This is a genomic window from Polaromonas sp. (assembly GCF_029945685.1).
In the GTDB taxonomy this organism is placed as follows: Bacteria; Pseudomonadota; Gammaproteobacteria; order Burkholderiales; family Burkholderiaceae_C; genus Polaromonas.
The window spans coordinates 91,613-110,987 of the sequence record NZ_JAQSDA010000016.1 but is presented as its reverse complement, the minus strand read 5'-3'; the positions used below and the strand labels follow the sequence as shown (position 1 = coordinate 110,987).

The following is a 19,375-nucleotide window of genomic DNA, read 5'->3' as shown; positions in this document are numbered from 1 at the left end:
ATGGGCTCCCAAAGTGAAGTCATGCACTGCTACGAGCAGATTGCACCGCTGACCGAGCGCATGCTGATCCTGGCCCGCACCAAGCAGTGGGCCGAGTTGCCCGCGCTGGAGACGCAGTACAGCGGCATGGTGGATCGCCTCAGGGAAATCGAACCCTTGCATGTGTTGGACGAAGCGCAGCTGGCACGGAAGTACCAGTTGCTGAGCCGGATCACTGCCAATTCCAGCGAGATTTTCGGCATGGTCATGCCCCAACTCACCAAGCTGGTGACAGTGATGCAGAGCCTGGAGCAGCAGCAGAGCCTTCAGCGTGCCTATGGTCAGGGTAATGTATTGTCATGAGCGGTGTGACGCCTTTGGTCGATACCCTTTTGGCCACGCGGCTGGGGCAGCGCGTGGACCTGGTACCGCTGAAGGCGCAGGTTGAAATTGCCGGTCCTGGCGCTGTGACAAATGTCGAAAAAATCAGCAATGACGTCCGCTTGCCATCGCGCGAAGCCCTGCAGCGCCAGCTGGCCGGTGTGTTCCCCGACAGGGGTGACGGCCGGCATGGCAGCGCCTCGGGTCGGGCAAGCGGTGCCGTGACCCTGAGTGCCGCCGCCCGTGTGGTCAGCACCATCCTGAATCTGCCGGCGGATTCAGTGCCTGCCGTTCGCGGAGTGGTACCCCTCTCGCCGCAGGCTCCAACGCTGGCGGTTCCCGCCCTGGCCGCGACGCTGGCCCGGACGGTGGCCGGCTCAGGCCTGTTTTACGAATCTCATTTGCAGCAGTATGTCGCCGGTACGCGCACGCTGGCCCAGATGGTGCAGGAGCCGCAGGCGGGGCTGTCGTCTGCCGGCAGACGTGTCATGACCGTTCCGGCTGCGTCCCTCGCAGAGCCGGATCTGGCTCCCCGTCGTGCCGGAGGCCTTCCGGTGCCAGCCGTCCCGGCCTCTGCCGTGGCGGTCACGGGTGTTGTTTCTGTATTGCCCGGCCTCGGTACGCAAGCGCTTGTGGCAGCGCAGCAGGACGCTGCCCCTGATTCACCAGACAGCAGTGCCGAAGCCGGTGCTGCTCCGGACCGCGGGCAGCAGCCATCGGTCAGGGCTGCTCACCCGGAAACAGCCGAACTTGCCGCGGCCTACAGCCGTGTGGGGATGCCGGAAAGCGCGCTGACCACCCTGCATGGTGCTGGCGGACAGGAATTCACCGATTGGAGCTCCGGCACAGGCTCCGTACCCGTTCCAAAGCGTGGCGAACCGGTCGCAGCCATTCATCCGGAGGCTGTTGCGCTGGTGCGCCAGCAGCTCGAGATGCTGGCACTGCCGGTCTTTCGCTGGAGCGGCGAAGGCTGGCCGGGCATGCCCATGGACTGGGAAATACGCGAGCAGCGCGGCGAGCAGCAGGAACAGGAGGGGGAGAAGGGTCGCGGTGACGAGGGGGATATCCCGGCAGTGTCCACCTGGACCACCCGGATCACCATGCAATTGCCCAGGCTGGGCACCGTGGACCTCCGTTTGAGCCTTGCAGACACCGCACTGCGGCTGCATCTCGTGGCGTCGGAAAAGGCCACCGTTGCGCTGCTCGACGCGGGCCGCGATGTGTTGCCAGATCGCTTCGATGCGTTGGGACTGCAGTTGACCGAGTTGCAGATCGGCGCCGTGGCGGAAGACACCGCGGCATTGGATACGCCGGGACAAGACGATGCCGCTTAATCCCCCCCAGAGCCCCGTGGCCGAAAGCCAGATGTCCGCCAGGCCAAGCGCGGTTGCGCTCTCTGCTGCAGTCGGAAATGCTGCGCCGAAGGTCGTCGCCAAGGGCTACGGCGCGGCGGCTGAGGCCATCGTCCGGCGCGCGCAGGAAAGCGGCTTGTATGTCCACACCTCATCTGATCTGGTGAAACTGCTGATGCATGTGGACCTCGATTCCCAGATCCCGCCCAAGTTGTACCTGGCCGTCGCGCAAATGCTGGCTTGGGTGCACCAACTTGAGAGGCAGCAGAGGTAGGCACTAATGGCTGTTAAGTCGCTAGAAAGACTTTTTAAATAACCATAAGTTATGTTGTGTCTGTCCGTGTGAGCTCATTTATCTGATAATTGACGTAAAAATGATACTCAAGTGATAAATTTGGTTCTTATGTGTAAGTTTTAAAGTTGATGTGTTAAAAATTGCAAAGCAGATTTTTACTGACATAAATGATAAAAAATCTGTGATAACGCGGAAATGTGATGAAGCCAGCGTTTTTGATTTTTTGGCCTCTCCGCAAACATGACGAGATATATATGAGGAGCTCAGACGTGGTTGAAACCGGTACCCCCAACGAGATTGGTGATTTGAATTTGGCTTACCTGCTGCTTGCCCAGCGACTGGTCAGGGAAGACGTTGCCTCTGCCATGTTCCGGCTGGGCATGAGCCGGGAATTGGCCGACCTGCTCGGCAACCTGTCGCTTTCGCAGATTGTGAAGCTGGCCGGCTCCAGCTTGCTGCTGTGCCGCTTCAGGTTTGACGACCAGCCCATCCTGTCGGCCCTGACGCTGGACGGAAAAAACATGGCCCTGCAGCAGGCGCACACCGCCATTTTGCTGTCCGGCCAGCAGGTTGAGGCGGCCCGGTGATGTCGGGCCCTGTCTGCACCGCCGCTGCGCTTCCATTTTTCGGGAGCCGTCCGCATGGCCGCTAAAAGCGTCATCCTGGAGGCACGTGAAATCCACCTGGCCATTGACCTGATCAAGCTGGGTGCCCGCCTGCAGTTCCTGGAAGCCGAAACCAGCCTGAGCCGGGACCGCCTGATCAAGCTGTACAAGGAGATCAAGGGCGCTTCGCCCCCAAAAGGCTTGCTGCCTTTCTCCACCGACTGGTTCATGACCTGGATGTCGAACATCCACTCGTCGATGTTTTACAACATCTACCGCTTCATGATTACGCATGGGGGGTGCACCCGGATTCCGGCCATCATCAAGAGCTACCGGCTCTATCTCGAGCAGGTGCAGCAGCAGGGCGGCGAGCCGGTTCTTGACTTCACCAGGGCCTGGACACTGGTGCGTTTCTTTGACAGTGACATGTTGCAATTGAGCACTTGCACCCGCTGCACGGGCCTCTTTGTCGCCCATGCCCACGACTCCCAGTCCGGTTACGTCTGCGTGTTGTGCCGCCCGCCCTCGCGCGCAGGCAAGACACGCAAGATCAGCCTCCAGCACGACCATGCCGACCTGCCGGTCGCCGTTACCGGCAACCAGCGCGCGGCGTCGGCGTCCTCCTCGCAATGGCTGGCGGACGTGATGAACGGCGCGCGCGGGTCACAGACGGCTGGCCTGCCTGCCGCCTGATTTGAATGATTAGCGGGAGAACACTGTGCTGGTAATTGTTGGCTATATGGTTGTGCTGGGGTCCGTGTTCGGCGGGTATGCGCTGATGGGCGGGCATTTCGGCGTGCTGTTTCAGCCCCTGGAGGTGCTGATTATCGGCGGGGCCGCCGTGGGAGCATTCATCGCGGGCAACGACGGCAAGACCATACGCGCCACGATGAAGCAGCTTCCCAAGCTGCTGGGCAACTCCAAGAAGCACGACAAGGCGCTTTACATGGAGCTGCTGGCACTGTTGTATGTGTTGCTGTCCAAAGGCCGCAAGGAAGGAATGATGGCGCTGGAGTCGGACATTGACGACCCCCAGAACAGCCCCATTTTCGCCCCCTACCAGGTCATCCTGAAAGACGAGCGGGTGCTGGAGTTCATGACCGACTACCTGCGCCTGATCGTGAGCGGCAACACCGATGCGCACGAGATCGGGGAGTTGATGGAGCACGAGCTCGAGACCTACAAGCACGAGGCCGAGGTTCCCGCGCACAGCCTGATGCGGGTCGGCGACGCGCTTCCGGCGCTGGGCATTGTGGCTGCGGTTCTCGGCGTGGTGCATGCGCTGGCATCTGCCGACCTGCCACCTGCGGAGATGGGGCAGTTGATTGCGCATGCGATGGTCGGCACCTTCCTCGGCATCCTGATGGCCTATGGCTTCGTGTCACCGCTGGCCACACTGATCGAGCACAAGGTGGTCGAGTCCCTGAAGGTCTACCAATGCATCAAGGTCACACTGATGGCCAGCCTGAACGGCTATGCGCCGCAGCTGGCCGTGGAATTTGGCCGGAAGATTCTGTGTTCGACCGAACGCCCGTCGTTTACCGAGCTTGACGAGCACGTCCGTGACGTCAAGAGCCGCTAAGGCGGGCGGGAGGAGTCTGCCATGAGCGACGCCGGTGGCAAACGTCCCATCATCATCATCAAGCGGCCGGTGCGGGCCGCCGCCCACCACGGCGGCGCGTGGAAGATTGCGTTTGCCGACTTCATGACGGCCATGTTCGCGTTTTTCCTGGTCATGTGGCTGCTGAGCACCTCGTCGCCCAAGCAGTTGGCAGGCATTGCGGAGCAGTTCAAGATGCCCCTGAAGGTGGCCATCAACGGGGGCCAGAAAAGCAGCAACAGCACCAGTGTGATTCCGGGCGGCGGCTCCGATCCGACTTCCCGTGTGGATGGGGAAGTCAAGAAGTCCGAAGAGGAGAGCAGCAACGATCCGAATGATGCCAAGCGCCTGGAGGACCTGAAGCAGCGGCTCGACGACATGATCGAGTCCAGCCCGGTGCTCAAGCAGTTCCGGCCACAGCTGCTGATCGACATCACGCCCGAAGGCCTGCGGATCCAGATCGTCGACAGCAGCAACAGGCCGATGTTCGACCGCTCCAGCGCCGTGGTGGCGTCCTACATGCGCGCCATTTTGCGCGAACTCGGCCCGGTGCTCAACGAACAACCCAGCAAACTCACACTCTCCGGGCACACCGACGCAACGGTGTACACGCAGGGGGACAAGTCCTACAGCAATTGGGAATTGTCGGCGGACCGGGCCAACGCCTCGCGGCGGGAACTGCTTGCCGGCGGCATGCAGGATACGAAGGTGCTGCGGGTCGTCGGGGTGTCGTCGAGCGTGCACCTGAACAAGGAGGACCCGTATGCGCCGGTCAATCGCCGCATCAGCATCGTGGTGCTGAACCGACGTGCGCAAGCCGACATAGAAAACAGCAACATCGCCACTTCCGCGCTCAAGCAGATCGGCGTCAAGCCGGGGGCTGGCAAACAAGCCGCGCTCGATGCCACAACCACAAAGCCGGGAGGCCGTATCTAAATGAACATGAAAACCATACTGGTCGTTGACGATTCGGCCGTCATGCGCCATCTCAACTCCGCTGTGCTTCAGCAGGCAGGTTACACCGTGTTGCTGGCCGAAGACGGAAGTGCTGCGCTGGAACAGGTCAACAAGGTCGCGGTTGACCTGGTGCTGACCGACTGGACCATGATTCCCATGGATGGTGGCGAGCTGACGCGCCAGCTGCGACAGCGGTCCGACTGCGCGCAGGTGCCCATCCTGATTCTGAGCACGGTCAGCAATGACGCCTGCAAATCAGAGGCGAGAAAGGCCGGCGCGACCGGCTGGTTGTGCAAGCCCATCGAATCCGACACCTTGCTGGCCGTGGTGGGCAGCCTGATGGCCTGAGACCGCCCCTCCCCCGACGGGTGGCACCTGTCGCCCACCGGGGGCGACAGTACCCAAATACGAGAGACCTAGCGCGATGGATATCACACAGTTTTACCAGGCATTTTTTGAGGAGGCCGACGAGTTGCTGGCCGAGATGGAGCTGCTGCTTCTCGGGCTCGACCTCGAGGCGCCGGACAGCGAACACCTCAATGCGATCTTTCGTGCCGCGCATTCGATCAAGGGCGGCGCAGCGACATTTGGTTTTCTGGCGCTGACGGACACCACGCACCTGCTTGAAAACCTGTTCGACCGTGCGCGCCACGGCGAACTCAAACTGAACACCAGGCTGATGGATGCCTTTCTGGAGACCAAAGACGTGTTGCAAAAACAAATGAGTGCCTACCGGGACGGCGGCGAACCTGACCGCGACACGGTCGCGCGAATCTGCGAGGTGTTGCGGCAGCTGGCCCAGGAGGAAGTGGGCGGATCGGCTGCCGGACCTGCTGCAGCCCCGGCGCAGGCGGTAGTCGCCGTACCGGCACCGGCTCCGCCTCCGCCTGCAGCCGAGACGGCAGACGCCACGGACGGGCAGACCCTGAAAGTGCGTTTTCTGAAAGTCTCGGAGGACGATTGCCGGGTGCTGAGCGGTGAGCTGGCCAATCTGGGAAAAGTGATCGCGCAAACCCAGACAGAGGACAGCCTGAGCATCTGGCTCAAGACCACCTGTGACGCCGACGACATCATTGCGGTTTGCTGCTTCATCATCGAGGCTGATCAGATGGAAATCAGCACGGAGCCCCTGGCCGCTCCCGGTGCCGCAACGGTGATCCCGGACACCGGTATCCCGGAGGGCCAGGCGGTTTCCACGGAGACTTCTGCGCCTGCACCGGTCGCGGCCAAGCCCACCGCGGGTGCTGCCGTGGGCGCCGTGGCAGGGAGTGCCAAGGAGTCAAGTTCCATCCGGGTGGATGTCGAAAAGGTCGATCAGATCATCAACCTGGTCGGTGAACTTGTGATCACCCAGTCGATGCTGACGCAGACCGCTTCGACGCTGGACCCGGTGCTGCACGAACGCCTGCTCAGCGGCATGGGTCATCTGGAGCGCAACGCCCGAGATCTGCAGGAATCGGTGATGTCGATCCGGATGATGCCCATGGACTATGTCTTCAGCCGTTTTCCGCGCCTGATCCGCGACCTGTCGGCCAAGCTCGGCAAGCAGGTCCAGTTGATCACGGTCGGCAAGGAAACGGAGCTCGACAAGAGCCTGATCGAGCGGATCATCGACCCGATCACCCATCTGGTCCGCAACAGCCTGGACCACGGCATCGAAAGTCCCGAGCACCGGGTGTTCGCCGGCAAGGACCCGGTCGGGCGTTTGACCATGTCGGCGCAGCACCAGGGCGGCAGCATCGTGATCGAGGTCAAGGACGACGGCGGCGGGCTGGTCCGGGAGAGGATTCTCGCCAAGGCGATACAGCAGGGCATGGCCATCAGCGAGACGATTTCCGATGACGAAGTCTGGCAGCTGATTTTTGCTCCCGGCTTTTCCACGGCAGAGGCCGTGACGGACGTGTCCGGACGCGGGGTGGGCATGGACGTGGTGAAACGCAATATCCACGAAATGGGTGGCCACGTGGAAATCGCGTCCGCGCAAGGCAAGGGCACGACCATCAGGATCGTGCTGCCGCTGACGCTGGCCATCCTCAACGGCATGTCGGTCAAGGTTGGCCAGGAGATCTACATCCTTCCGCTGAACTACGTCATCGAATCCCTGCAGCCGCTGGAAAAAGATGTCCATTCGATCACCAGCGAAGAACATGTCATGCATGTACGCGGTGAATACCTGGCGCTGATCGAGCTGCACAAGCTGTTCGGGGTCGCCGATGCGGTGAGCCATCCGATGCAGGGCATTGCGGTCATTGTCCAGGCGGATGGCACACGTTTTGCATTGCTGGTGGATCAACTGGTCGGCCAACACCAGGTGGTGGTCAAGAATCTGGAAACCAATTACCGCAAGGTGCCGGGCATTTCCGCTGCAACGATTCTCGGCGACGGCAACGTGGCGTTGATCATCGATGTTGTTGCAGTCCAGCGGATCAACCGCGAGAAGGCCGGCCAGCGAGGCTCGAGCCGTCAGGCGACCGGGCAGGAACCGGGCTGATCCAACCCTGGTGCCCGGTCCGCAGGCGGACGTCCGGCCTGGACGGAAACGGCTCCACCCGTCCCGCCGCCTGCCTGGACGTCAGAGCGCACGACCGGCAGTTGGCCATTGCGGGTTGGTCGATAAACCACGGTACCATGACGGGTGACTTCAGCCGGCAAGTATCAAATTTGCTGGAACAGTGAAATTCATGAACCCATCCATCAAAATGCGCAATTCGCCGGATTCCAACCTTTTTGGACTTTCACGTGACGCTTGACCCTTCATCCTTGGAAAACGCCATTCCGGCGAAAGAGTTCTCCGGTGACGACTACTGCGGCACCACCTATGCCGCCAAGTTGCTGGGCTTGTCGGTGGCCACGGTGCAGTCGCTGGTTGAAAGGGGGGAGATCCCGGCCTGGAAAACGCTGGGCGGCCACCGCCGGCTGTCCCTGCGGGCGCTCGACAACTACCTGAAAAGACACAACCCGCAACTCGCCAGGGCCGCCCCGGATACCCGGCACCGCCTGAGTGTTCTGGTGGTGGAAGATGAAGAGCTGACCCGCGAGTTGTACCTCGCCCATTTCGACGAATGGGACCTGGCGATGGATTGCACCTTCATGCCGTCGGCGATGGAGGCGTTGATGGACATTGCCAGCATGCGTCCGGACTTGCTGATCACCGACCTGAACATGCCCGGCATCGATGGCATCGAGATGCTGCGCAGCATCAAGCGCAACCAGCAGCTGGCTGCCATGCAGATCCTGGTGATCAGCGGTTTGTCCCAGGAAGCCATCAAGGCCAGGGGCGGCCTTCCCCTGGATGCGCATTTTCATGGAAAACCAATCAACTTTGACTGGTTGCAGGGTTACGTTACCGCCCTTGTCGGGGCCAACAGCAAATGGCGTTGATGCGGCGCTGAGACGCTGAGACGATAGTCTGGCTGCGGCCTGGCGACCGATTTGATGGGCAGCCGGCGTTCGCAGATCCCGACACTCCCCCGGACGCATCGTTTCAGGCTGGCGCAAACCGGTAAATACCGTCGTCACCCAGCCGGCGCTGCAGCCGGCCTTCAAACCACAAGGTGTGCAGATGCGCCACCGCCTCCCCCATGGCGAAGGTGGTCTGGTGCAGATCCAGGGCGCGCTTGAACATCACCGGCAGGATATCTGCGCCGCTGCAGGGGCTGGCCTGGCAGGCGTGTATGACCTCGGCCAGACGGTCCCGGTGATGTTCATGCAGCTGTGCAATCCTGGTGTGCAGGCCCCGGAAGGGCTTGCCGTGCGAGGGCAGGGTCAGCGTATCGGCGTGCAGGGGCGCGAATTTGTCGATGGACTGCAAAAACAGGGTCAGCGGGTTGGATTCAGGCTCGGTGTCGTACACGCTGACATTGGTTGAAATGCGCGGCAACACCATGTCCCCGCTGATCAGCGTGTGGGTCTCAGCGCAGTGCAGCGCGATGTGTTCGGGTGCATGGCCATAACCGCTGATGCAGGTCCAGCGGCGCCCGCCGATGGTGATCACCTGGCCGTCAAGCATGCGGTGGAAGTGGGCGGGCACTTCGGGAACCAACCCGGGGTAGTAGTTGGCGCGTGCCCGGATCATGGCCAGGGAATCGGGATCGGTCAGCCCATGCGAGGCAAAAAAGCCGGCGGCACTTTCACCGCCGAAACCAGTGCTGCTCTGGGTGGCGATGCGGGCGGTGTGGTAATCGGTGGCGCTGATCCACAGCGGCGCGTTCCAGCGCCGGCACAACCAGTGCGCCAGCCCGATGTGGTCCGGGTGCATGTGCGTCACGATGACGCGCAGAATCGGCAAACCTTCCAGCTCAGCGGCAAAAATCTGTTCCCACTGCGCCTTGGCCTCGTCGCGACTGACGCAGCAGTCGACCACGGTCCAGCCGGGCACGGTGGCGCCTGTGGGGCCGGGCAACTCGTCACGCAGCAGCCACAGGTTGATATGGTCCAGCGCAAAGGGCAGGCGCATGCGCAGCCACCTGACGCCCGGGGCGACCTCCAGGGCGCCGCCGGACGGCGGCAGGGCATCGCCGAAAGGGTAGTGCAGCTGGGCTTCCTGTGGATTCATCTTGTAAGATCGCCGGGTTGAATTGACGTTTACGTTAACGTAAGCTTGATCTCTGCATTACACCCGAATTAGCGAGCGGCTTCACCAGCAACCTGTCCCCAGGGTTTCACCACATGGCAACCACGACCACGCACTCCATCAGCGATCTGGCCAAAGAGTTCGACCTGACCACACGCGCCATCCGTTTTTACGAAGACATGGGCCTGTTGCAGCCGCAACGCGAGGGGCCCGGCGGGCGCAACCGTGTGTACAGCGCCCGCGACCGCACCCGGCTCAAGCTCACCCTGCGCGCCAAGCGCCTGGGGTTGAGCCTGTCCGAGGCCAAGGAAATCATCGACACCTATGACAGCCCGCGCGACACCGGGCCGCAGTTGAAGAAATTCCTGGCCGTGCTGGCCCAGCACCGCAAGCAGCTGGAGGAGCAGATGGCCGACCTGCAGGCCAATCTCGAAGAGGTCCGGCTCCATGAGAAGGAAGCCCGCGCGCTGCTGGGCAAGACGGCCAAAACCGCAAAATAGGCCATAATTGACGTTTACGTAAACGTCAATCAGGAACCGGCCATGGAATTGCCCCATTTCGAGCCCAAAGACCCAGGCTATGCGGCCCGCGTGCAGGACAGTTTTGCACGCCAGGGGGCCATGGCCACCCTGGGCGCCTCGCTGGCCGGTATCACGCCCGGCCGGGTCGTCATCGAGCTCGACTGGGCGGCCGGCCTGAGCCAGCAGCACGGTTTTCTGCATGCCGGCATGGTGGCCACGGCGCTCGACTCGGCTTGCGGTTACGCCGGCTTCACGCTCATGCCGCTGGACGCTGGCGTGCTGACCATCGAATACAAGATCAACCTGCTGGCCCCCGCTAAAGGCCAGCGTTTTCGCATGGTGGGCCAGGTCATCAAGCCCGGGCGCACCGTCACCGTGACCGAGGGGCGGGCCTATGCCATCGACGACGGCCGCGAAAAACTCATTGCCACCATGGGCGCCACGCTGATGACCATCACCGGCCGTGACGACGTGAAAAACTGAATCCCACGACAAAATCAATCCAAGGAGATCCCATGAACAACCTGCCCGGACTCAACTTCCAGCTTGGCGAAGATATTGACGCACTGCGCGACGCCGTGCGCGAATTCGCCCAGGCCGAGATTGCGCCGCGCGCCGCCGCCATCGACGCCAACGACCAGTTCCCGATGGACCTGTGGCAGAAAATGGGCAGCCTCGGCGTGCTCGGCATCACCGTCAGCGAGGAGTACGGCGGCGCCAACATGGGTTATCTGGCGCACATGATCGCGATGGAAGAAATCAGCCGGGCCAGCGCTTCCGTCGGCCTGTCCTACGGCGCCCACAGCAATCTGTGTGTGAACCAGATCAAGCGCAACGGCACCGAGGATCAGCGCAAAAAATACCTGCCCAAACTGATCAGCGGCGAACATGTCGGCGCGCTGGCGATGAGCGAGCCCGGCGCCGGCAGCGACGTGATCAGCATGAAACTGAAAGCCGAGGACAAGGGCGGCTACTACCTGCTCAACGGCAGCAAGATGTGGATCACCAACGGCCCCGACGCCGACACGCTGGTGGTCTACGCCAAGACCGAACCTGAGCTCGGCGCGCGTGGCGTCACCGCCTTCCTGATTGAAAAAGACATGAAGGGCTTTTCGGTTGCGCAAAAACTTGACAAGCTGGGCATGCGCGGCAGCCACACCGGCGAGCTGGTGTTCAACAACGTCGAGGTGCCGGCGCAGAACATCCTGGGCGGTCTCAACAGCGGCGCCAAGGTGCTCATGAGCGGACTGGACTACGAGCGCGCGGTGCTCACCGGCGGGCCGCTGGGCATCATGCAGTCCGTCATGGACAGCGTGATTCCCTATATCCATGACCGCAAGCAGTTCGGCACCAGCATCGGCGAGTTCCAGCTGATCCAGGGCAAGGTCGCCGACATGTACACCGTGCTGCAGGCCGGTCGCTCCTTTGCCTACACCGTCGCCAAAAACCTCGACCTGCTGGGTACCGAGCATGTGCGCCAGGTGCGCAAGGACTGCGCGTCGGTCATTCTCTGGTGCGCCGAAAAAGCCACCTGGATGGCCGGCGAGGGCGTGCAGATTTTCGGCGGCAACGGCTACATCAACGACTACCCGCTGGGCCGGCTCTGGCGCGACGCCAAGCTGTATGAAATCGGCGCCGGCACCAGCGAGATCCGCCGCATGCTGATCGGGCGCGAGCTGTTTGCTGAAACCATGTGAGTCGTCCGTGCAGGCCGTGTCCGACCCAGCAGGTGAAAATACCCGCATGACTTCCTCCATCCAAGACCTTTTTTCCCACAACCGCGCCTGGGCCGAGCAGGTCGAGCGGGATCGCCCCGGCTTCTTCACCAAGCTGGTCAAGCAGCAAAAGCCCAAGTACATGTGGATCGGCTGCTCCGACAGCCGCGTGCCGGCCAACCAGATCACCGGCCTGGAGCCGGGCGAGGTGTTTGTGCACCGCAACGTCGCCAACATCGTGGTGCACTCCGACCTCAACGCGCTGTCAGCCATCCAGTTCGCGGTGGACATGCTCAAGGTCGAGCACATCATGGTGGTCGGCCACTACGGCTGCGGCGGCGTGCAGGCGGCGCTGGACGGCGCGCGTATCGGCCTGGCCGACAACTGGATACGCCACATCCAGGACGTGCGCCATCGCCATCGCCAGCTGCTCGACAGCCTGCCCGAGGCCGTGCGCGCCGACGCGTTGTGCGACCTCAATGTGATCGAGCAGGTGGTCAACGTCTGCGTCAGCACCGTCATGGTCGATGCCTGGGCCATGGGCCAGAAGGTCAGCATTCACGGCTGGGCCTTCGGCGTGCACGACGGCCTGCTGCAGGACCTGAAGATGACCATTTCCGACCCCGCCGATCTTGATGCGCTGTACCGCCTGGCGGTCGATCGTGTCTGGGATTCCCGGCGCCCTGCCTGACGGCCATGTTTCCCCAGCGCCTCGACTCGCCGCTTGCCTACGACATCGCCAAGGCGATGATGGACGGCTTCAACCGCCATTACCAGCTGTTCCGCACCGAGTCGGCGCGCGCCAAACACCGCTTTGAAACCGCCGACTGGCATGGCCAGCAGCGGGCGCAGCGCGAACGTATCGAGTTCTACGACCTGCGGGTGCGCGAGGCCTCCAACCGGCTGGAGCGCGAGTTCAAGGCGGGCGAGCAGTCCATGGACGTCTGGCACCAGGTCAAGCTGCATTACATCGGGCTGCTGGTCGATCACCACCAGCCGGAACTGGCCGAGACCTTTTTCAACTCGGTCACCACCAAGATCCTGCACCGCAGCTATTTCCAGAACAACTTCATTTTTGTCCGGCCGGCGATCAGCACCGAATACATCGAAAACGACGAGCCCGCCGCGCAGCCCACTTACCGGGCCTACTACCCCCAGCGCGACACCCTGCACGACCACCTGGTGCGGCTGGTCAATGATTTCGAGCTGCACATCGAGTTTGAAGACCTGGCGCGCGACGCCGGCTACGTGGTCGGGGAACTGGGCGCCCGCCTGGGCGACGTCAAACTGCGCGCCAACTTCCAGATCCAGGTGCTCTCCGGCCTGTTCTTTCGCAACAAGGGCGCCTATATCGTCGGCAAGCTGATCAACGGTTTCAACGAGTTGCCCTTTGCGCTGCCGCTGCTGCACGCCAGGTCGGGCAAGCTGGCGATTGATTCCGTGCTGATCAGCGAGGACGACCTGCTGATCCTGTTCAGTTTTGCCCGGGCCTATTTCATGGTGGACATGGGCATTCCTTCGGCCTATGTGCAGTTCCTGCGCAGCATGATGCCGCGCATGCCGCGCGCCGAAATCTACAACGCGCTGGGCCTGGCCAAGCAGGGCAAGACGCTGTTCTACCGCGACTTCCTCTATCACCTGCGCCACTCGACCGACAAGTTCCGCAGCGCCCCCGGCATCAAGGGCATGGTCATGCTGGTGTTCGACCTGCCTTCCTTCCCCTATGTGTTCAAGGTGATCAAGGACTACTACCCGCCGCAGAAGGACACCACGCGCGAACAGATCAAGGCCAAGTACCTGCTGGTCAAGCAGCACGACCGCGTCGGCCGCATGGCCGACACGCAGGAGTACAGCGAGGTGGCCTTCCCGCGCGAACGTTTCGACGACGCACTGATAGCCGAGCTTGAGAAATTTGCGCCCAGCCAGCTCGAGGTCAGCGACCGCGACGCCGACGGCAACATCGAGGTCATCATCAAGCATGTGTACATCGAGCGCCGCATGATCCCGCTCAACATCTACCTCCAGGAAGCCTTCGACACCGGTGTGGACGAGCCGGCGGCCAAGGCCCAGATCGAGCGCGCCATCATCGAATACGGCAACGCCATCAAGGACATGGTGGCCGCCAACATCTTCCCGGGCGACATGCTGTTCAAGAACTTCGGCATCACGCGCCACGGCAAGGTCGTGTTCTACGACTACGACGAGATCGAATACCTCACCGACTGCAACTTCCGCAAGGTGCCCACGCCGCGCAACGAGGAAGAAGAGATGAGTGGCGAGGTCTGGTACTCGGTTGGTCCCCGGGACGTGTTTCCCGAGACCTTCGAGCCCTTCCTGCTCGGCAACGCCGCCGTGCGCGAGGTCTTCATGAAGCACCACGCCGACCTGCTCGACGCCGCCTTCTGGCAAGGCCACAAGGAGCGCATTGCCGCCGGCCATGTGCACGATGTGTTTCCCTACGAGCGCGAGCGGCGTTTTCTGCGCCGGCACGCGGCGCAGAAAGCCTGAGCATGGCCATGTGAAGAGCGTGGCGCAGTCATCCAGCTTGCCTAATTTGTTTAACTTGTTCAACTCAGGAGAAAACCACCATGTCCAATCCCATCACTGATTCCGTCGTCATCCTCGGCGCTGCCCGCACCCCCATGGGCGGCTTCCAGGGCGACTTTTCCAGCCTTGCCGCGCACGACCTCGGCGGCGCCGCCATCAAGGCCGCCATCGAGCGCTCGGGCATTGCACCCGAAAAAGTCGACGAAGTGCTGTTCGGCAACTGCCTGATGGCCGGCCAGGGCCAGGCACCGGCGCGCCAGGCTGGTTTCAAGGGCGGCCTGCCTGCCAGCGCGGGTGCGGTCACCTTGTCCAAGATGTGCGGCTCCGGTATGGAAGCCACGATGCTCGCGCACGACCAGTTGCTGGTCGGCAGCCGCGACGTGATGGTGTCCGGCGGCATGGAAAGCATGACCAACGCACCGCACCTGCTGCTCAAGGGCCGCGGCGGCATCCGCATCGGCCATGACCGCATTTACGACCACATGATGCTCGACGGCCTGGAAGACGCCTACGAACCCGGCCGCGCCATGGGCACCTTCGGCGAGCAGTGCGCCGAGAAGTACCAGTTCACGCGTGAAGCGCAGGACGCGTTTACCACCACCAGCGTGAACCGCGCCAAGGCAGCCACCGAGTCCGGCGCATTCAAGGACGAAATCACCCCCGTCACCGTCAAGGGCCGCAGCGGCGACACGGTGATTTCCATCGACGAGGGTCCGGGCAAGGTCAAGCTCGACAAGATTCCCACGCTGCGCCCCGCCTTCAAGAAAGACGGCACCATCACCGCCGCCTCCAGCTCGTCGATCAACGACGGCGCTGCCGCCCTGGTGCTCACCCGCGAGTCGACGGCCAGGGAGCTGGGTGCCAAGCCGCTGGCCCGCATCGTCGGTCACGCCACCTTTGCCCAGGCGCCCGAGTGGTTCACCACCGCGCCGGTCGGCGCCGTGAACAAGCTGCTCAAGAAAATCGGCTGGAGCGTCAAAGACGTGGACCTGTGGGAAATCAACGAGGCTTTTGCCGTGGTGCCCATGGCCGCCATGAAAGAGCTGGGCATCAGCCACGACATCGTCAACGTCAACGGCGGCGCCTGCGCACTGGGCCACCCGATCGGTTGCAGCGGCGCGCGCATCATCGTCACGCTGATGTACGCGCTCAAGGCCCGCGGCCTGAAAAAAGGTGTTGCCACGCTGTGTATAGGCGGCGGTGAAGGCACTGCGATTGCCATTGAATTGCTATAAATTGCATAGCTGGTGGCGCTCGTCGTATAAGGGCTGGAGGCCGATTTTATGCATGAAAACCTGACATGAGCACGGTGCTCGTCATCGGCGCCTCGCGCGGCATTGGCCTGGAGTTTGTGCGCCAGTACCGTGAGGCCGGCGCACGCGTCATCGCCACCGCGCGCGACGACGCCGGCCTGGCGCGCCTGAACGCTCTGGGCGCGCAGGCGCTCCGGCTCGATGTGGCCGAGCCCGCCAGCGTGAGCGGCCTGGCCTGGCAGCTCGACGGCGAGAAGATCGAGGTGGCGCTGTATGTTGCCGGTGTTCTGGCGGGCGGCAATGTGGGCGACCCTCCGTCGGCTGAGGTTTTCGATCAGGTGATGCGCATCAATGTGCTGGCGCCCATGCGCGTGCTGCCGCAACTGGCGCAAGTGCTGGCACCTGACGCCCGGCTGGTGGTCTTGTCATCCCGCATGGGGTCCATGGGGTTGCGCACCAATGGCAACAGCTGGCTGTACCGCGCCTCCAAGGCCGCCGTCAACTCTGTCGTCAAGGACATCTCGTTTGGCTTGCAAGGCAAAGCCGTTTGCGTCGCGATGCACCCGGGTTGGGTGAAGACGGAGATGGGCGGCCCTGGCGCCGATCTGGATGTCACGCAAAGCGTTGCCGACATGCGCGCCACCGTGGCCAACCTGCGTCCGGAACACAATGGGACTTTCATCAATCACGACGGCCAGGCATTGGCCTGGTAGGACCTCTCATGCTGCTGACGCAAGACCAGGAAATGATCCGCGACGCCGTGCGCGACTTTGCCCAGACCGAACTCTGGCCCCATGCCGCGGCCTGGGACAAGGCGCACCACTTTCCAGTCGAGGCGCATAGAGGCCTGGCCGCACTCGGCGCTTACGGCATCTGCGTGCCCGAAGAGCTGGGCGGCGCCAACCTCGACTACCTGACGCTCGCGCTGGTGATCGAGGAAATCGCCGCCGGCGACGGCGGCACCAGCACGGCGATTTCCGTGACCAACTGCCCGGTCAACGCCATCCTGCTGCGCTACGGCAATGCGGCGCAGAAAAAGCAGTGGCTCACACCGCTGGCGCAGGGGCAGATGCTGGGTGTGTTCTGCCTGACCGAGCCGCATGTAGGCAGCGATGCGTCCTCATTGCGCACCACGGCGGTGAAAGAGGGCGATGAATATGTGATCAACGGCGTCAAGCAGTTCATCACCAGCGGCAAGAACGGCCACGCGGCCGTGGTGATTGCCGTCACCGACAAGGGAGCCGGCAAAAAAGGCATGAGCGCCTTCATGGTGCCGACTGATGCGCCTGGCTACGTCGTGGCGCGGCTTGAAGACAAGCTGGGCCAGAACTCCAGCGACACGGCGCAGATCAACTTCGACAACTGCCGCATCCCGGCCGAGAACCTGATCGGTGCCGAGGGCGAGGGCTACAAGATCGCGCTGGGTGCGCTCGAAGGCGGGCGCATCGGCATTGCCGCGCAAAGCGTGGGCATGGCGCGCAGTGCGTTTGAGTTTGCCGTGCAGTACGCCAAGGAGCGCCAGAGTTTCGGCACCGCCATCGTCAACCACCAGGCGGTCGGTTTCCGCCTGGCCGACTGCGCCACCCAGGTCGAAGCCGCACGCCAGCTGATCTGGCACGCGGCGAGTTTGCGCGACGCAGGGCTCCCTTGCCTGAAGGAAGCGGCCATGGCCAAACTCTTCGCCAGTGAAATGGCCGAAAAAGTCTGCAGCGCCGCCATCCAGACCCTGGGCGGCTACGGTTATGTCAGCGACTTCCCGGTGGAGCGCATCTACCGCGACGTGCGTGTCTGCCAGATCTACGAAGGCACGTCTGACGTGCAGAAAATCATCATTCAACGCAATTTGTAGGCACACCCCCGTTGAGGCTCACTGCGTGTAGCCTCCTCCCCCCTTGCAGGGGGCGGCGCCTGCGGTCCGGCAAAGCCGGTCCCGCGGCCCCCGCTTGAATCGAGCCCCGGGCGCCGTAAACTTGACCGCCCGTCCGCCATCCACAACCAGAGACAAATCCCATGCCCATCACCAAAGGATTCCGCGCCCTCGTCGATGAGGCCATGGCGCAGGTCACCACTTATTCGGTGGCCGAGGCCCAGGCCAGACTTGCCGACCCGCAGGTGCAGATCGTCGACATCCGCGACGTGCGCGAGCTCGAACGCGAAGGCACGGTACCCGGTGCCCTGCTGGCGCCGCGCGGCATGCTGGAGTTCTGGGTGGACCCGGCCTCGCCGTATTTCAAGCCGGTGTTCGGCGACGAGGGCAAGCAGTTCATCCTGTTCTGCGGCGCCGGCTGGCGCAGCGCGCTGGCCACCAAAACCCTGCAGGACATGGGCATGCGCAATGTGGCTCACATCGACGGCGGTTTTGCCGAGTGGAAAAAGCAGGGTGCCCCGGTGGAAACCCTGGAAGCGCACAAGCAGGCCCACGCGGCGCGAGCCAAAGGCTGACGGTGGCCGCCTGCCCCTGCGGCCGGGCCGATGCGCGCGGCCGGCCGCTGGCTTACGCCGCCTGCTGCGCCCGCTACCTGGCGCACGACACGCCGGCGCCCGACGCCGAGGCGCTGATGCGCTCGCGCTACTCCGCCTTTGTGCTCGAACGCGCCGACCACCTGCTCGCCACCTGGCACAGCAGCCGCCGCCCGCCGGCCATCGAGTTCGACCCCGGCGTGAAATGGCTGGGGCTGGACGTGCGCCAGCACCGGCCGCTGGACGACAGCCACGCCGAAGTCGAATTTGTCGCCCGCCAGAAAAGCCCGGGCAGCCCCGCCGTGCGCCTGCACGAGCGCAGCCGCTTTGTGCGCGAAGCCGGCCGTTGGTACTATGTGGACGGCGACCAGCTTTGACGCCTGAAGTTGGTGAATGAAAAGGCCTCTAGCCCTTATCCCACCTGAGCCAGCAGCTCCTGAATCAATAGCGTTTTGAAGAGAGGCCCCCGTGTTGAAATTTGAAGCCGTGTTGTTTGACTGTGACGGCGTGCTGGTCGACAGCGAGCCCATCACCAACGGCGTGCTGCGCGACATGCTGGAAGAAGCCGGCTGGAAGCTCAGCTCCACCGAGTGCATGCGCCTGTTCATCGGCAAGGCCGTCAAGGACGAGATCGCCGTCATCGAGGCCAACACCGGCCAGCCGCTGACCGAGCAGTGGCTGCACGAGTTTCGCGGCCGGCGCAACGAGGCGCTCGCCGAAGGCCTGCTGCCGATCCGCGGCGCCGTCGAAGCCGTGGCGCAGATCCACACCCTGTACCAGGGCCGCATTGCCTGCGCTTCCGGCGCCGACCGCTTCAAGGTTGAGCTGCAGCTGGAAAAGTGCGGCCTCATGCCGTCCTTCCAGGGCCGCATCTTCAGCGGGCACGAAATGCCGCGCTCCAAACCCGCACCCGACGTCTACCTGGCCGCCGCCGCCGCGCTGGGCATCGCCCCGCACCGCTGCGTGGTGGTGGAAGACACCGTGGCCGGCGTCACCTCCGGCGTGGCCGCCGGCGCCACTGTGTTTGGCTACAGCCCGCCCGAAGCCGGGCATGACGCGCCGGACGCCCTGATCAGGGCCGGCGCCCGCCACGTTTTTGCCGACATGGGGGTGCTGCCCGCGCTGCTGGGGTGAACG

22 protein-coding genes are annotated in these 19,375 nt (G+C 63.0%); 21 read left to right on the top strand and 1 reads right to left on the bottom strand.

The window, feature by feature from the left end; translation table 11 throughout:
• The 10 genes from PSV26_RS11475 to PSV26_RS11430 all read left to right on the top strand — a co-directional run bounded on the left by PSV26_RS11475 (window position 1) and on the right by PSV26_RS11430 (window position 8,550).
• Window positions 1-342 (top strand): flagellar protein FliT, encoded by a 342-nt coding sequence (locus PSV26_RS11475; protein WP_300512338.1) that lies wholly within the window; start codon window positions 1-3, stop codon window positions 340-342.
• A complete protein-coding gene (locus tag PSV26_RS11470) occupies window positions 339-1,694 on the top strand; it encodes a flagellar hook-length control protein FliK (RefSeq protein ID WP_300570752.1) in 1,356 nt (451 codons plus the stop codon). The genes PSV26_RS11475 and PSV26_RS11470 overlap by 4 nt, the downstream gene beginning before the upstream one ends.
• Before the next feature lie 31 nt (window positions 1,695-1,725).
• Complete coding sequence (locus tag PSV26_RS11465) at window positions 1,726-1,986, top strand: EscU/YscU/HrcU family type III secretion system export apparatus switch protein (protein WP_300512444.1); 261 nt, start codon at window positions 1,726-1,728, stop codon at window positions 1,984-1,986.
• A gap of 275 nt (window positions 1,987-2,261) precedes the next feature.
• On the top strand, window positions 2,262-2,594 hold the full coding sequence (flhD, locus tag PSV26_RS11460; protein ID WP_300570749.1) for a flagellar transcriptional regulator FlhD: 333 nt from the start codon (window positions 2,262-2,264) through the stop codon (window positions 2,592-2,594).
• A 54-nt stretch (window positions 2,595-2,648) separates the two neighbouring features.
• Window positions 2,649-3,305, top strand: a complete 657-nt coding sequence (flhC, locus tag PSV26_RS11455; protein WP_300570746.1) for a flagellar transcriptional regulator FlhC — start codon at window positions 2,649-2,651, stop codon at window positions 3,303-3,305.
• A 25-nt stretch (window positions 3,306-3,330) separates the two neighbouring features.
• A complete protein-coding gene (motA, locus tag PSV26_RS11450) occupies window positions 3,331-4,194 on the top strand; it encodes a flagellar motor stator protein MotA (RefSeq protein ID WP_096698983.1) in 864 nt (287 codons plus the stop codon).
• 21 nt (window positions 4,195-4,215) lie between these two features.
• Entirely contained in the window at window positions 4,216-5,148 is a 933-nt protein-coding gene (gene motB / locus PSV26_RS11445; protein ID WP_300570742.1) for a flagellar motor protein MotB, read from the top strand.
• Window positions 5,149-5,154: 6 nt separating this feature from the next.
• The gene (locus PSV26_RS11440) at window positions 5,155-5,517 is read left to right on the top strand and encodes a response regulator (RefSeq protein WP_300570739.1); all 363 of its coding nucleotides are present in this window, start codon (window positions 5,155-5,157) and stop codon (window positions 5,515-5,517) included.
• Window positions 5,518-5,593: 76 nt separating this feature from the next.
• A complete protein-coding gene (gene cheA, locus PSV26_RS11435) occupies window positions 5,594-7,660 on the top strand; it encodes a chemotaxis protein CheA (protein WP_300570736.1) in 2,067 nt (688 codons plus the stop codon).
• Window positions 7,661-7,908: 248 nt separating this feature from the next.
• On the top strand, window positions 7,909-8,550 hold the full coding sequence (locus PSV26_RS11430) for a response regulator (protein ID WP_300570733.1): 642 nt from the start codon (window positions 7,909-7,911) through the stop codon (window positions 8,548-8,550).
• A gap of 103 nt (window positions 8,551-8,653) precedes the next feature.
• Here PSV26_RS11430 and PSV26_RS11425 read toward each other — a convergent pair whose 3' ends face one another.
• Window positions 8,654-9,724 carry an MBL fold metallo-hydrolase gene (locus PSV26_RS11425; protein WP_300570730.1) on the bottom strand — a complete coding sequence of 357 codons (1,071 nt, stop codon included), beginning with the start codon at window positions 9,722-9,724 and terminating at the stop codon, window positions 8,654-8,656.
• Between the two features lie 113 nt (window positions 9,725-9,837).
• Here PSV26_RS11425 and PSV26_RS11420 point away from each other — a divergent pair, with 113 nt between their 5' ends.
• The 11 genes from PSV26_RS11420 (at window position 9,838) to PSV26_RS11370 (ending at window position 19,372) form a co-directional block, all read left to right on the top strand.
• Complete coding sequence (locus tag PSV26_RS11420; protein ID WP_293594422.1) at window positions 9,838-10,242, top strand: MerR family DNA-binding transcriptional regulator; 405 nt, start codon at window positions 9,838-9,840, stop codon at window positions 10,240-10,242.
• Between the two features lie 42 nt (window positions 10,243-10,284).
• Window positions 10,285-10,746, top strand: coding sequence for a PaaI family thioesterase (locus PSV26_RS11415; protein WP_300512327.1), 462 nt, complete (start codon window positions 10,285-10,287; stop codon window positions 10,744-10,746).
• A 32-nt stretch (window positions 10,747-10,778) separates the two neighbouring features.
• Window positions 10,779-11,960 carry an isovaleryl-CoA dehydrogenase gene (locus tag PSV26_RS11410; protein WP_300512326.1) on the top strand — a complete coding sequence of 394 codons (1,182 nt, stop codon included), beginning with the start codon at window positions 10,779-10,781 and terminating at the stop codon, window positions 11,958-11,960.
• A gap of 46 nt (window positions 11,961-12,006) precedes the next feature.
• Window positions 12,007-12,669: a carbonate dehydratase gene (can, locus tag PSV26_RS11405; RefSeq protein WP_300512325.1), complete on the top strand. Its 663-nt coding sequence runs from the start codon at window positions 12,007-12,009 to the stop codon at window positions 12,667-12,669.
• Between the two features lie 5 nt (window positions 12,670-12,674).
• On the top strand, window positions 12,675-14,486 hold the full coding sequence (aceK, locus tag PSV26_RS11400) for a bifunctional isocitrate dehydrogenase kinase/phosphatase (protein ID WP_300570728.1): 1,812 nt from the start codon (window positions 12,675-12,677) through the stop codon (window positions 14,484-14,486).
• A 92-nt stretch (window positions 14,487-14,578) separates the two neighbouring features.
• Window positions 14,579-15,760 carry an acetyl-CoA C-acyltransferase gene (locus tag PSV26_RS11395; protein ID WP_300570812.1) on the top strand — a complete coding sequence of 394 codons (1,182 nt, stop codon included), beginning with the start codon at window positions 14,579-14,581 and terminating at the stop codon, window positions 15,758-15,760.
• 65 nt (window positions 15,761-15,825) lie between these two features.
• Window positions 15,826-16,491: an SDR family oxidoreductase gene (locus PSV26_RS11390; RefSeq protein ID WP_300570725.1), complete on the top strand. Its 666-nt coding sequence runs from the start codon at window positions 15,826-15,828 to the stop codon at window positions 16,489-16,491.
• Between the two features lie 8 nt (window positions 16,492-16,499).
• Window positions 16,500-17,627: an acyl-CoA dehydrogenase family protein gene (locus PSV26_RS11385; RefSeq protein WP_300570722.1), complete on the top strand. Its 1,128-nt coding sequence runs from the start codon at window positions 16,500-16,502 to the stop codon at window positions 17,625-17,627.
• 161 nt (window positions 17,628-17,788) lie between these two features.
• Entirely contained in the window at window positions 17,789-18,220 is a 432-nt protein-coding gene (locus tag PSV26_RS11380; RefSeq protein ID WP_300512319.1) for a rhodanese-like domain-containing protein, read from the top strand.
• A gap of 2 nt (window positions 18,221-18,222) precedes the next feature.
• A complete protein-coding gene (locus PSV26_RS11375) occupies window positions 18,223-18,615 on the top strand; it encodes a YchJ family metal-binding protein (protein ID WP_300570720.1) in 393 nt (130 codons plus the stop codon).
• A 94-nt stretch (window positions 18,616-18,709) separates the two neighbouring features.
• Window positions 18,710-19,372, top strand: coding sequence for an HAD family phosphatase (locus PSV26_RS11370; protein ID WP_300570809.1), 663 nt, complete (start codon window positions 18,710-18,712; stop codon window positions 19,370-19,372).
• Window positions 19,373-19,375 lie beyond the last annotated feature (3 nt).

What these genes read in the sequence shown, in the direction of transcription:
- PSV26_RS11410 (WP_300512326.1), top strand. Translation starts at nt 10,779, where the DNA reads ATGAACAACCTGCCCGGACTCAACTTCCAGCTTGGCGAAGATATTGAC.
- flhD (WP_300570749.1), top strand. Translation starts at nt 2,262, where the DNA reads ATGAGGAGCTCAGACGTGGTTGAAACCGGTACCCCCAACGAGATTGGT.
- PSV26_RS11390 (WP_300570725.1), top strand. Translation starts at nt 15,826, where the DNA reads ATGAGCACGGTGCTCGTCATCGGCGCCTCGCGCGGCATTGGCCTGGAG.
- aceK (WP_300570728.1), top strand. Translation starts at nt 12,675, where the DNA reads ATGTTTCCCCAGCGCCTCGACTCGCCGCTTGCCTACGACATCGCCAAG.
- can (WP_300512325.1), top strand. Translation starts at nt 12,007, where the DNA reads ATGACTTCCTCCATCCAAGACCTTTTTTCCCACAACCGCGCCTGGGCC.
- PSV26_RS11380 (WP_300512319.1), top strand. Translation starts at nt 17,789, where the DNA reads ATGCCCATCACCAAAGGATTCCGCGCCCTCGTCGATGAGGCCATGGCG.
- PSV26_RS11475 (WP_300512338.1), top strand. Translation starts at nt 1, where the DNA reads ATGGGCTCCCAAAGTGAAGTCATGCACTGCTACGAGCAGATTGCACCG.
- PSV26_RS11415 (WP_300512327.1), top strand. Translation starts at nt 10,285, where the DNA reads ATGGAATTGCCCCATTTCGAGCCCAAAGACCCAGGCTATGCGGCCCGC.
- cheA (WP_300570736.1), top strand. Translation starts at nt 5,594, where the DNA reads ATGGATATCACACAGTTTTACCAGGCATTTTTTGAGGAGGCCGACGAG.
- PSV26_RS11425 (WP_300570730.1), bottom strand. Translation starts at nt 9,724, where the DNA reads ATGAATCCACAGGAAGCCCAGCTGCACTACCCTTTCGGCGATGCCCTG.
- PSV26_RS11385 (WP_300570722.1), top strand. Translation starts at nt 16,500, where the DNA reads ATGCTGCTGACGCAAGACCAGGAAATGATCCGCGACGCCGTGCGCGAC.
- PSV26_RS11420 (WP_293594422.1), top strand. Translation starts at nt 9,838, where the DNA reads ATGGCAACCACGACCACGCACTCCATCAGCGATCTGGCCAAAGAGTTC.
- PSV26_RS11465 (WP_300512444.1), top strand. Translation starts at nt 1,726, where the DNA reads ATGTCCGCCAGGCCAAGCGCGGTTGCGCTCTCTGCTGCAGTCGGAAAT.
- motB (WP_300570742.1), top strand. Translation starts at nt 4,216, where the DNA reads ATGAGCGACGCCGGTGGCAAACGTCCCATCATCATCATCAAGCGGCCG.
- flhC (WP_300570746.1), top strand. Translation starts at nt 2,649, where the DNA reads ATGGCCGCTAAAAGCGTCATCCTGGAGGCACGTGAAATCCACCTGGCC.
- PSV26_RS11470 (WP_300570752.1), top strand. Translation starts at nt 339, where the DNA reads ATGAGCGGTGTGACGCCTTTGGTCGATACCCTTTTGGCCACGCGGCTG.
- PSV26_RS11440 (WP_300570739.1), top strand. Translation starts at nt 5,155, where the DNA reads ATGAAAACCATACTGGTCGTTGACGATTCGGCCGTCATGCGCCATCTC.